The organism is Streptomyces fildesensis (assembly GCF_016107395.1).
Taxonomy (GTDB): domain Bacteria; phylum Actinomycetota; class Actinomycetes; order Streptomycetales; family Streptomycetaceae; genus Actinacidiphila; species Actinacidiphila fildesensis.
On record NZ_JAAIKO010000007.1, the window covers coordinates 317,805 to 330,290 of the forward strand.

The window sequence follows — 12,486 nt, forward strand, 5'->3', positions numbered from 1 at the left end:
GCTACCCAGCGTTTCGGGGTCGCGGAGATCCGGTGACGGGCGCTGACGCGATGTCGAGCCTTGGGCCCCCGTCCCCGGCCGGGTCGCGGGCCGGTCGCGGGCCGGCGCACGAGCCCATGGTTCCCGCCGCCCGGCGACACCACGTCCGGCCCCGCCGCTCACTACGTAGTTTCACGGATGCCACGGACCGCGCCACAGACCAGACTTGAGGCGGTCACCACCTGAGTGACGACCATCAACCGTGGTGGACGCTGAGTTTGAGGTTTTGGGGCGAACTCACCACCCTCATCGACGGTGACGTCTCCGACTCAGCTCCGCCCGCAGATCTGGAGACCCCGCATCATGCGTCCACGACGACCTTCTCGCCGCCCCTCCCCCTCCCTGGCCGGCCGTTCCGCGTTCGCGACTCTTGCGGGGGTGGGCGCTCTGCTGACGAGCTTCCTGGCCGTGCCGACCCCCAGCAGCGCCGTCGAACCCAGCAGCGCCGTCGCACCGAGCGACGTTGTCGCCAGCGACTGGATCGGCTTCGGTTACAACCAGGCCCCGCAGCCGCCGAACGGCACCACCTGGACCGCCGCCGACTGGAATCTGATGGTGTCCCGCACGGACTACATCAAGCCCGGCGTGGTGCGGGTGATGTTCAACCTGCCCTGGTTCTGGACGAGCACCGGCGGCTACGACTTCACCAACGACGCCTACCTGAGCGCCGAAAAGGTGATCAAACACTACGTCGATGAGGGCATCCCCGTCGTCAGCGGGCTGTTCGGCGTCGACCCGCTGAACTACACGGATCCGGGCACCGCCACCATCGAGGCGACGCTGGTGAAGCACCTTCAGGTCGACGGTGCCGCACCGAAGTACTGGGTGGGCCTCAACGAGCCCAACGTCTCGACCGGACCGAAGTCGTACTCCTACCCGGACTGGGTGACCGCGACCACCAACCTGACCACCGCCTTCACCATCGCGGGGGTGAGCACCTCGAAGACCGTCGTCTCCGGTGCGGACACCGCCGAGGCCGGCATCTCCGCCTACAGCGGCGACCTGGGCCACCAGACCGCGAAGAGCTGCAACCCGGGCTGCAGTTCCGCACTGGTCTGGAAGCCGGCCGCGCTCAAGTCCTTCACGGCGCAGGTGTACGCCGCCAGCGCGACCGACACCGCCGTCACCTTCCAGACCTCGTCCGACGGGACCACCTGGAAGAGCCTGTCCGTTGCCGCACCGACGCCGGTGGCCACCGTCACCGGCCAGAACAGCGGCGGTATGTGGCAGTACACCTACACGGCCTCGGGCATCGCCAACGCCACATACCTGCGTCTGTCGGTCGCGTCCTCGACCCTGGATCACACGGTCGGCGGCATGGCGATCGCCGGCGCCGGCAGTGCCCTCAACGATCCGCTCAACGACCTGACGCAGACGCAGACCGCTCTGAACTCGGGCTCCTGGACCAACAGCAACTCGTGGTGGCTGCGCTCCGCGCAGAGCGGCCTGCTCGGCGCCAGTGAGGCGCACTTCTACGACCAGGAGCTGTACGGTGCGGCACCCGCGTACGTCGAGCCGGTGATGACCCGGGCGGTCGCTCAGCTCCGCGCGGCCACGCCCACCGGCACCCCGGTGCTGCTCGGCGAGACAGGGATGAAGGCGGCCCAGAACCCGGACGGCAGCAAGAACTACGACTTCGCGCTGGACACGACGCAGCCGCTGCGCATGGCCGACCTGGCCGTGCAGGAGGCCCGAGCAGGGGTCGACGGCGCCGCCGCATGGTGCCTCGACGGCTACGCGGCCCAGACATACTGCGGCATGTGGGGACGCGGCACCGAAGACCCCAACACGGTCTCGGCGCACTCGACCGCGCTCCGGCCCTGGTTCTACACCTGGAGTCTGCTGAGCCGCTACCTTCCCACCGGATCCACCATCCACGCCCCCGCCCAGCCGACCGGCGTGCGCGTCCTGGCCGCCCAACTGCCCACCGGCGCCTGGACCTTCGTCCTGGTCAATCGCACCGCCGACACGCAGACCGTCTCGCTCAACGAACCGACCGGCACAGTCACCTTGGACAAGTACGTGTACACCAGCACTTCAGCGCCGACCGTCGACGCCAACGGCTTCCCCACCAAGGTCCGCACGCTGACCGCGGACTTCACGGGCGGTCACAACGTGACCGTCCCGGGCAACTCCGTCACCGTCTTCACCAACGGCTCCTGAGCCCACACGACCGCGGTCGGCCGGATGTCGTCCCGTCGTTGAGACAAGCAGTGGCCGTCCTCCACGCTTCGAGATGCCGGTAGCGAAGAGTGAGGGACGGCCACTGTGTCGGGGCTTCCGGTTGTCGGGTCCCTCGCACTTCGCACGTCCCTGGATCACGCCCGCACCGTGGTGATCGCTTGGTACCCCTCGGCCGTACACCGACCCGACTCCCGACCCCGAAGGGCTCACGCCACTGGCCTTCGCCGAGGACTACGGACATGACCTCGCGGTCCGACGACTCAAAGGGACGATCACACGGGGATGCCGTACCACTGCGCACCGATGCACGTGCCCTACTTGCCCGGGTCGTCCGCCCAGGCAATGAACCAGGAGGGCCCGTAGAGCAAGACCAGGACCAAGGCAGCGATCCCCGCCGTCAACACGATGATCGCGATCTTCCATCGTCGTGACACGTCCATCTCCACTCTCTGAGTGCCCATTGCGTGGTGGTGACTTCAGTCTATGAAACATCCCCGTTTCATCTCGGTGAGTTGGACCCGATGTGCAGCTGCGCAACTGCATCCGCAAGTCGAGGTCGGGGCAGTGCACGAACACTTCCAGCGATGCCCGCCATAACTCCGGCCGCAGGTCTGCCGCGAGGTCGACGCGCCGCTCAGCCGAGGACTTGCCGGGCGCCCAGGCCCGGACAGTAGCGAGCTCGCGGCCATGAGGCGGGCCGCCTGCTCATGGCGTACGGCGATCCCCGGATCGCTTACCGACCGGATCTGTTCTCTCGCCACGGAGACCGGCCTGTGGCTCATCCCTGGAAGCCTCTACGAGCGCGCCGAGGACGGCCACATCTACAACACCGCCCTCGCCGTCCCACCCGGCGGCGAGATCGTCGCCCGCTACCGCAAGGTCTTCCCCTGGCCGCCCTACGAAAGAGCAACGCCCGGACACGAGTTCACCGTCTTCGACATTCCCGGCACCGGCCGGGTGGGCCTGGCCATCTGCTACGACGGCTCCTTCCCGGAAACCATCCGCCAGCTCGCCTGGCTGGGAGCGGAGATCGCCATCCAGCCCACCCTGACCCCCACCCGCGACCGGGAGATGGAACTCGTCTGCGCCCGCGCCAACGCCTGGACCAACCAGGTCTACGTCATCAACGTCAACGTCTGCGACCCGGCCGGGGTCGGCACCAGCGCCGTCGTCGACCCGGAGGGCATCGTCCGCCAACAGGCCGGCTCCGGCGAGGAGATCCACGTCGACGTCCTCGACACTGTCACCGTCACCGTCACCGTCACCGTCACCAGGGTGCGCCGCTACGGCTCCGCCGGAATCAACCGACCCTGGAGCCGGCTCGCCCGATACGGAGAATCGATACATCTCCCGATGTACAGCGGCGGAACCTTCCGCACACCGGACAGGCTCAAGGGCGGGACCGCGTAACACCACGGTCGCGATGCCGATGCGTTCGGTCCTGCATCCCCCGCGCAGGACCGGACGCATCGGGGGCTGATGTGCTGAGTGGATGTGGTCTGTCGTAGCTTCGCCGCAGCCTGACGAGTGCGCGCGCTACGCCAAGAGGAACGTCCCCGTGACCACAGCCAGGGGCGGGCCTCCTCTCCCCCGGTTCGAGCCGGTGGTCCTTTCGGACGGATGCCGACCCGGCAGGCACCCGCACGTCCTGACGGGTACCGCGGCGCCTGCCGCTGCGCCCCCGTGGGACGGGACACAACGGCAGGCCGGGGCTCAGTCGGCGAGGGCAACAGCGTTCTCCGCGATGGCCTCGGTGCGGGGCTCCGCGATCCGTACGTAGTCGCGCACGTCCAGCGCCACGGACAGGTTCAGATCGGCTGCGTTGAAGAAGATCTCTTCGTGTTCCAGGAGGGCCGGGTCGACGACGAGTTCCAGCGCTGGATCGAAGGTGAAAGGCACGATGGCGCCGCTGACACAACCGGAAAGGCGTTCAGCGGTGGCGCGGTCGGCGAAGGACGCCTGCCGTGCCTCCCAGAGCTCCTGGATCCTGTCCAGATTGACCCGGCGGTCACCGGGCACCACGGCCAGGACGTAGTGAGAACTTTTCTTGGTCATCTTCACTCGGACGACGATGCACTTCGCTGCCTGCCCCACCGGGTGCCCGCGCAGGGCGCTCACCACGTCGGTTCTGCCTTCAGATGCGTGCTCGATCCGCCGGAAGCGGGCGCGGTGGTGGGTGAGATGGTCGAGGAGATGAGCACGCGCCGTGCGGTCGACGGGCGTGGCTTGAATCAGTGTGTCGCTCATCCCCGAACCATCGCGGAATCCGATTGGTTGTCGGCAAAGCCGAAGGTGCATGGGCGCAACGGCCGGATCGGGCAGACGGCTGCGGGGTCACGCGGTCCACGCCACCTGCGGCACACTCAGGCTCGCTCACGATGGCCCGCACCAGGGCCGCGCCCGCTGTCAACGCAAGGGGAACATCTGTAGCGGATGCCATCTCCCGTCCCCCCATTGCGACAGGTGGACCAGGCGGTGGTGGGCGTCGAGGTAGTACCGGCCACGCATTCCCACCTCGTACCCGTCCAGCCGTCGCACCGCCCGGACCGCTCCGGTCGCGCCGTCGAGCAGGTGCACACGGACGTGAGGGTCCGCTTGGCTCACCACCGCGACGTGACCGTCTGCCGCGAAGACATTGACGACCACCCCATGCGACCACCAGGTCCAGCGGGGCGCCCCGCCGTCCAGGGCGAACGCGGTCAGCTGATCGGCGCAGGCGTTCACCGGACGCACCACGGCAACCAGCAGTTCACCCACCGCGGCCACGCGCTGTCCGTCGGACAGTCCATCCACACGTCCGTACGCCGCGACACGCAGCTCGCCGTGCGCGGAGACCGGTATCCGCCCGGCCGTCCGCCCGTCCTCGGCGTCGAGGACCAGCACCTCCTCCGGCCCGCGGCGGCCCCGGCCACGACCTCGGCACAGGACGGCGAGCGGATCTTCCTGCAGGACGTGGACCGTGGCCACGGGCCCGTGCGTGGACGGAGCGGTCTCCCAGCGGACGGTCCCTTCGGCCGCGTCGAGACACCGGACGGTGAGGTGGCCGTCGTCCAGCCCGACCTGGATGATGCCGGTCCGGCAGACGGCGAGTTGGACGTTGCCCCTCAACGCTGCGGTCGGGGGCCAGACGGGACGTCCGCTGTTCAGTGCGTAGGCCTGGAGCCCGAGCCCGTCCGTCAGGAGGACGGCGCGGTTCGGGGCGACTGCGACGGCTCCGCGGACGTGCTGCTCGTGCAGGCTCCAGGATCCGCCGCTGAGGTCGAACGGAACGGACCACAGGGCAGTGCCGCCCTCGACCCCAACGGCGGTGACAGCGCAGTCGGCGACCTCGCCACCTGCGCTGTCGTCCGCGTGGACGGCCAGACCCACCCCGCTCACAGCCGTGCGGCTCATGGCGAGCAGCGCCGTGCGGCCGGGAACGGTCCACGACCAGACGGCTTCCCCGGTGCCCAGGTCGTAAGCGTGCAACCCGTCCGCGCGCCCGCGCACCACCGAACCGGCCGCGCACCAGCCCCCCACGGCACCCTGGCTGCCGAACGCACCTGAAACCCCCGGAACCCGCCAGGCGGGCCGCACCTGCCGCAGCCGTCTCTTGGCGATCCGTTCCATCCCCACCTCCGGCAGCCCTCACCGCTGTGACCAGCGCCTTACCGCTCCAGGTCCTCGGGCCGAGCGGCGTCGGCGGACAAGCCTCCGGGTGCGTGACCCGCTCGATCGCGCTGTGCGGCCGATGACCTTCCGGGTCTCGGCCGGACGGGCGGGTCAGCGCAATCCGGCGAAGAGATCGTTCTCGGGTACGGCCGCGCCGGTGGCGTCCTTGACCCGTACGAAGGTCTCCACGCCCATCAACTCGCCGAACTTCTCCTTGCCCATCTTGAGGAAGAAGATGTTCTCGCCCTGACTGGCGTGCGCGGCCAGCGCATCGAACTTCTGACCGCTGAAGGGCGTGGTGTCCACCCACGTGAAGATCTCATCGTCGGGCAGGCCGATCTCGGCCATCGCGGCGGCCTCGGCAGGATCCGGCTCCGGCATGTCCTCATTGAACTCGCGCATGATCTCCCCGAAGCGCTGCATCATCGAGCGGGGCATCGTCGTCCAGTACACCTTCGGTGTCAGCTCGGTCATCTCCAGCGCCGCCATCGTGATGCGGTGGGCCTGAATGTGGTCGGGGTGGCCGTAGAACCCGTTCTCGTCATAGGTGACGACCACATCAGGTTGGTAGTGCCGCATGAGTTCCGCGAGCCGGGCGGCGCCTTCCTCCACGGGGGTCTGCCAGAAGGCTCCCGGGGCCTTGTTGCTCGGCCAGCCCATCATCCCGGAGTCGGCATAGTCCAGCGTCTCCAGATCACTGACCTTCAGGACCTCACAGCTCGCCTCGAGTTCTTGACGGCGCATCAGGACGACGGCCGCCGGATCGTGCCCGGCATCGCCCGGCTTGACACCCCCCGGTCCGTCACCACAACCGCCGTCGGTACACGTCACAAGAACCGTGCGGATGCCTTCCGCCGCATACCGCGCGAGGACCCCTCCGGTTCCGGTGGCTTCGTCGTCGGGGTGGGCGTGTACTGCCATCAGCGTCAAGGGTCGGTCAGTCATTGAACAGTCCTCTGCAGAAATTGAGCTCGCGGCAGGCCTACCGCGATCCTGGGGCCCGGCTCCAGGTGGGATGACCTCGCGGTCTCCATATTCCCGCCCGTGCGGCGCCGGCCCCTCGCCCAATGCAACCGTGTCGGCCGGTCTGGATGTTCCCTGCGCAGCCGTATGGCTCCATCTCCCAGCATCCGGCCGAGCCGAGTGCTCACGAGACCCATGCCGAATTCCGCGGCAGCCCGCAGGTGACCAGGCCGGCCTCGTGCCGACGCCGGGCGGCCGTCCGCCCACAGGACCCTTGATCATCCGACGGCGGTCCATCGGTCCGGCCACCCTGTGGATTTCCGCAGCGGAGGACCCGCTGAGCCCCGTCTCATTGGATGCTCGCCCAAGGTATGCCGCGCCATGCTCGCGCTTCTGCTAACTCTGGATGACGGCTGCCGCGCGGCGGTACGCCTCGGCGCGATCCTGCTCTCGGGCGGCGCGAACTTCGGGATCGGCCGACCACAGTGCTTGTCGGCTGGGTGGTAGGTACGGATGACTTCGAACTGCCTGTTCCGCACGGCCGCAGGGCGCGTCACAGCCGCGCTTCACGGGGAAGATGGTCGCGCTGGAGCTGTCGTCTGGTTCATTTCACCGATCGTCTGCCACAGCCGCAGCGCCCGCCCTCGGTGTTGGCGCGCCATGTGGTGGCTGCCGGCCGCGGCGTCCAGGTCGCCGATCAGTTGCCAGCACGTGGCCTCGTCCTGGCGGTCGCCGTGCCGGTGGAAGAGGCCAGCCGCGCGCTCCAACGCCGGGCTCGCCTGGTCCCGGTCGTCCTGACCGGCGTACACGCGGCCGACTTCCAGCAGCGTGTACGCGGTGCACCGCTCGTCGGCCAGTCTCTCGAAGGTGGCCGACGCCTGCCACAGACAGCGCAGCGCCTCGTCCGGATCACCGCGCCGATCGTGCAGTCTGCTGAACCGCCGCAGCACGACGGCGACGCGATGCTCGTCGTCAAGCGCCCTGGACAGGTTCAAGGCTCCGGTGAACCAGGACTCCGCCTCTTCGAGTTGGCCCTGCATGAGTCGCATCACGGCCATGGAGCAGGACAGCTGCGCTTCGACGTCCCGGTCGCCTTCACCGACCGCGATGGCCAGCGCTTGCTCGACACGTTCGAGTGCTTCGTCGTCACGGCCCTGCACCCGGCTGACCGTACTGAGCATCGCCACCGACAGTGCCTCGCCGCGTTTGTCCCCGTTGTCCCGGCACAGCTCGATGGACATGTCGAGGGCGCGGGTGGCTCGGTCGAATTCGTCTTGGTAGATGTGCAGTTGACCAAGTCCGCGGAGCAGCACCGATGCGCCGCGCGCGTTGCCGGTGGCCTCGGCCGCGTCCAGCGCGAGTCGGTGCCCGTGCTGCCAGTCCTGATACAGACACCGGTGGTCGTAGTAGGTGGCCGTGCCGGCCGCCAGCTCCCAGGCCAACTCGTCCAGGCCCCGGTCCACGGCAAGTTTCACCGCACCGAGCAGGTTGTCGCGTTCCGCGTCGAACCAGCCGAACGGATCGGCCATGAGCCGGTCCATGACCGCGTCGGGCAGCGACCGGCGCGGTGCCGAACCAGGCGCGGCGGTCAGCAGCCCAGCCGGCAGCCGGTCGGTACCGCGCCTGACCAGATCGAGCCAGACGGACAGCACCCGGATGATCGCGTCCCGCTTGTCCGCGGTCGGCAGGGGAGCGGCGATCTCCACGGCGCAGGTCCTGATCAGGTCGTGCAGTCGGTAGCGCGGCTGGCCGATGGCGTCGGTGGCGGTCAGCCGCACCAGGCTGGCGTCGACGAGGGTGTCCAGCACTTCTTCGCCGTCCGGGCGGTCCAGCAACGGGCCGACCACCCAGCCGGGCAGGGTGTAGGGGCCGAGCAGACCCAGCAGACTCAGCGCGCGCACAGCGTCGGCCGGCAGCAGCCGTAGGCTCAGTTCGACGCTGGCCCGCACGTTGAGGTCCCCGATCCTCAGCTCGGCCAGCCGCCGGGACTCGTCCTCGATGCGTTCCCGCAGCACCCGCAGCGACCAGGCCGGGCGGCCCGCGAGTTTGCCGCCGGCGATTCGGATCGCCAGCGGCAGGTTGCCGCAGCAGTCGAGGATCGCGTCAGCTTCGCCCGGTTCCCGCTCGACCCGCCGCCGCCCGACAATTCCGGTGAACAACTCCCGCGCCTCTGCCGGGCTCAGCACGTCCAGGTCGATATGCCGGGCGCCGGGAAGTTGCGTCAGCAGAGTGCGGCTGGTGATCAACACGGCACAACCGTCGGCGCCTGGCAGTAGCGGCAGCACCTGATCGGCGTGACCGGCATCGTCCAGTACCACCAGCATGTGACGGTCGACCAGCAACGAACGGTAGAGCGCGGCGCGCTCGGACAGGCCGTTCGGGATCGCACTGCCGGCGATGGAGAGCGCGCGCAGTGCTTCGGCCAGCATCAGTCCCGGGTCCCGTGGCTCGTCCGATGTTGCCGCGAGGTTGAGGTAGAGCTGGCCGTCGGGGAAGTTGGCGCTCGCCAGCCGCGCAGCGTGCGTCACCAGGCTGGACTTGCCGACACCGGGACTGCCCACGATGACGGCCACCGGGGCCCGGTTCGACGCCGACACGTCGAGCAGTCCGGCGATCTCGGCCAGTGCTTCTGCCCGGCCCACGAAGTCGGTTACGTCGAGGGGCAATTGACGCACGGGCATCGCCATTGCCGGCCCGGGGGCCGCCGGGGCAGGACTCTCCGGTGGTGTGCCCGAGGGACCCTGTGCCGGGACCGGAGCGGCCAGGGCGGGATCTGCGGTCAGGATGCGCTGATGCAGCGCCTGGAGCGGCGGGGTGGGGTCGACGCCGAGTTCGTCGGCCAGTGTCCGGCGCAGCCGCTCGTACGCCTGCAGCGCCTCGCCTTGTCTTCCGCACCGGTAGAGGGCGACCATCAGGTGTTCGGCGACCTGCTCGTCGTAGGGGTGCTCGCGGAGCAGAACGGTCAGTTCATCGATGACCTCTCGGTGGCGCCCCAGGTCGAGTTCGATGGCGAGGCACTGTTTGTGCGTGGCCGCACGCTTCTCGTTCAGCCCCGCCGCATCGATTTCCAGGACTTGACTGGGAGTGTCGGCCAGGGCGCTTCCGCGCCAGCAGGCCAGCGCCCGCCGCAGCGCGAGGGCTGTCTCGAACGGGGCCGTGCGCTGTTCGGCGAGGTGTCGCTCGTGGTCGAACTCCAGCAGGTCGAGCTGATCCCGGGCCAGGTGGATCTCATAGCCGCCGCGCCGCGTGCTGATCAAGGAGCCGGGTGCTCCGCAGACGACGAGGTTGCGGCGCAGCCCGGAGACAGCATCCTGGACCTGGCGGACCGCGGTGGCGGGCGCGTTCCCGTCCCACATCACGGCGACGAGCCGCTCCATGGCGACGATGTTGTTGGCGTCGATCAGAAGCGCTGCCAGCATCTTGGTCTGCCGCGGCCCGTTCAACGGGACCGCGCGTCCGGCGATCTGGGCGTGCAACGGCCCCAGCAAGCCGAATCTCATGTTCCCCCCGGCACACGATGATGAGCGTCAATCCCCCGGCTGACCTCGCACTGGGACGAATCTAGGACGGCCGACGGATCCGTGTCCATAGCGTCCCTGTTGCACGGCTCACCGAAGGCGAGCGGGCCGGGCATTTCCCTGCTCGCAAGCCACCGATCGGACCTATGTTTCCTTGTTCCTCCAGTACCTGAACCGGAACAGTTGAGGGCGGCGGCGAGCGGAGCGAGTTGCCTTGATCTGGTGGAGAGAGTCCGTCCCCGCGGTCGCTGCGGCGTCAAAGATCACCGATGACGGGGGGACATCGCTCCCCGGCGTTCGTCCGAAATCCGCAGGACGCATGCCCTATCCGTGGCTCGACGGTGCGCGTCATCTCAAATCCCTCGAAGTACCGCGGTGGTTGGTCTGTCTGGTCGCTCACCACTCCGGGACAACCTTCGAGGCGGAACAGCGGGGACTGTCGGCAGAGCTGGCCCCGTACGGACGGGAGGACTCCCCCGCTGCTGGATGACTGATCTACGCGGACATGACCACGAAACCAGCGGGTGGGTCCTTCGATTTCGAAACCCTGGATGACCGGCACGCGGTGGAAGTGCCCCGACGCCAACGCCTGGCCAGGCGCCACGGGCAGCAGCGCATTGCCGAAGGCGGGCCGGTTGAAGGACTGCATCAGCTGCGCGGTGGCGAGGCGATCCGTGCTCTGCCCACGCAGGCACGCCAGTACCTCATCTCCGCCGCCCGCTGTACAGCCCAGTTGCCGGGCGGCTTCTGCACCGGCCGTCTGGACATCGCTCTCCGAGGCGAACGGCTCGTACGCCGGCATTCCGGGTCCAAGAGCACCACGGGGGAAGGACATGAGGCAGGAACCGCTCTGGAGCACCGCCCGCTGGAAGAGTCCGACGGCCGTCGGCGAGGTGAGGTGTGCACAGATACTGAGGGCACCGGCGGACTCACCGAACAAAGTGACACTGCCCGGATCACCGCCGAAGCGTTCCGCGTTCGCCCGCACCCAGCGCAGGGCGGCCTGCTGGTCCGCCAGACCGAACGGTGGGGCGGAGCCCAACCCGGGGTGGCCGAAGTAACCGAAGATTCCCAACCGGTAGTTGACCGTGACGACGACCGTGTCACCCCGGACCGCCAGTTGTTCGGTGCTGTAGTCACTGCCGGAACCGCCCAGGAACGCACCGCCGTGCATCCACACCAGCACGGGCCGCTTCTGCCCGGCCGGCTTCGGCGTCGGCATCGTGACGTTGAGATAGAGGCAGTACTCCGACCAGAGGACCACGCCCGCACCTGGTACCGGCATCTGCACAAGCGAGAAGCGGCTCCGGCGTCTGGAGATCCTCTCGCGCGTGCAGCGGCTCCCACAGGCGCATCGCACCCGCACCGGTCACTGGTATCGCGAGCTGTCCGCGGCCATGCCCGAGCGCCGGCTCGACATCATGATCGCCATGCTGTCCCCCGACCCACCGTAGGACCCCGATCCCGCTTCAGCGCTGGCCTACGCCGAGCTTCATCTGCTCATCTCCACGCCCAGTTTCACCCGCTGGACACAGGACCACGACGAAGAGATGAGGGACGCCCCGGCCTTCTACGGGGAGATCGACGATGCCGTCGTCCTGACGGCCGCCGCTGTGACCCAGGGGCTGCCGCCCAGCGCCGGGGATGCGGTGAACGCCTTCGTCTCCGCCCACGCACGAGCCCGGCGCGAGTCGGACATCCCCGCCTTCCGCGCATACCTGCACGGGCTGGTGTCGAGGTCGTCCGGCTTCGACCCCCGCCTGGAACGCTATTGGGCCCTGGTCGGCACGGTCACCGGCGGACGCGTGCTGAACATGACGGTGGCTCATAGATGGCTCACCGACGGACTGTCGATCTCGATGGCCGGCACCGCACCTCCGACTTCAAGGTGACCGGCTGCCAGTGTTCACCCCACTGTGTTCAGGCCCGGCAGCGGGATGATCCGGGTCGATGCGGTGCCGGCTCCGGACGGCGGCAGCACCGCCGACGTCCGGCGGCGGCCCACCGGGCGGTCGGGGCCTACCGGGCGGTCTGGGCCGACCGGGAGGGCCGTCCGGCGACCGCCGCTCACGTCGTGAGGGTGTCGTCGAGCCAGTCGTAGATGCGGGCGAGGGACAGGCGCATGGCGCCG

The 12,486-nt window shown here is 68.8% G+C and carries 10 protein-coding genes; 4 read left to right on the plus strand and 6 right to left on the minus strand.

The window, feature by feature from the left end:
* Positions 1-417 precede the first annotated feature (417 nt).
* Positions 418-2,202 (plus strand): hypothetical protein, encoded by a 1,785-nt coding sequence (locus C6N31_RS14640; RefSeq protein ID WP_138352796.1) that lies wholly within the window; start codon positions 418-420, stop codon positions 2,200-2,202.
* Between the two features lie 335 nt (positions 2,203-2,537).
* Here C6N31_RS14640 and C6N31_RS14645 read toward each other — a convergent pair whose 3' ends face one another.
* The gene (locus C6N31_RS14645; RefSeq protein ID WP_187145117.1) at positions 2,538-2,684 is read right to left on the minus strand and encodes a hypothetical protein; all 147 of its coding nucleotides are present in this window, start codon (positions 2,682-2,684) and stop codon (positions 2,538-2,540) included.
* Between the two features lie 226 nt (positions 2,685-2,910).
* Here C6N31_RS14645 and C6N31_RS14650 point away from each other — a divergent pair, with 226 nt between their 5' ends.
* Entirely contained in the window at positions 2,911-3,633 is a 723-nt protein-coding gene (locus tag C6N31_RS14650; protein ID WP_138352795.1) for a carbon-nitrogen hydrolase family protein, read from the plus strand.
* Positions 3,634-3,936: 303 nt separating this feature from the next.
* Here the strand turns inward: C6N31_RS14650 and C6N31_RS14655 are convergent, their stop codons facing one another.
* From C6N31_RS14655 to C6N31_RS14675, 5 genes are all read right to left on the minus strand, one after another.
* Positions 3,937-4,470 (minus strand): YbaK/EbsC family protein, encoded by a 534-nt coding sequence (locus C6N31_RS14655; RefSeq protein ID WP_138352794.1) that lies wholly within the window; start codon positions 4,468-4,470, stop codon positions 3,937-3,939.
* 159 nt (positions 4,471-4,629) lie between these two features.
* Positions 4,630-5,832, minus strand: a complete 1,203-nt coding sequence (locus tag C6N31_RS14660) for an outer membrane protein assembly factor BamB family protein (protein ID WP_138352793.1) — start codon at positions 5,830-5,832, stop codon at positions 4,630-4,632.
* A gap of 153 nt (positions 5,833-5,985) precedes the next feature.
* Positions 5,986-6,819 carry a PIG-L family deacetylase gene (locus C6N31_RS14665; protein ID WP_138352792.1) on the minus strand — a complete coding sequence of 278 codons (834 nt, stop codon included), beginning with the start codon at positions 6,817-6,819 and terminating at the stop codon, positions 5,986-5,988.
* A 584-nt stretch (positions 6,820-7,403) separates the two neighbouring features.
* A complete protein-coding gene (locus C6N31_RS14670; RefSeq protein WP_138352791.1) occupies positions 7,404-10,337 on the minus strand; it encodes an AfsR/SARP family transcriptional regulator in 2,934 nt (977 codons plus the stop codon).
* A 274-nt stretch (positions 10,338-10,611) separates the two neighbouring features.
* Positions 10,612-11,619, minus strand: coding sequence for a carboxylesterase family protein (locus C6N31_RS14675; RefSeq protein WP_269288852.1), 1,008 nt, complete (start codon positions 11,617-11,619; stop codon positions 10,612-10,614).
* Between the two features lie 67 nt (positions 11,620-11,686).
* Between C6N31_RS14675 and C6N31_RS45155 the strand changes: the two genes are divergently transcribed.
* Both C6N31_RS45155 and C6N31_RS14680 read left to right on the plus strand, forming a co-directional pair.
* A complete protein-coding gene (locus C6N31_RS45155) occupies positions 11,687-11,809 on the plus strand; it encodes a hypothetical protein (RefSeq protein ID WP_269288850.1) in 123 nt (40 codons plus the stop codon).
* 96 nt (positions 11,810-11,905) lie between these two features.
* Positions 11,906-12,247 (plus strand): hypothetical protein, encoded by a 342-nt coding sequence (locus C6N31_RS14680; protein WP_138352789.1) that lies wholly within the window; start codon positions 11,906-11,908, stop codon positions 12,245-12,247.
* The last annotated feature ends 239 nt before the right edge of the window (positions 12,248-12,486 follow it).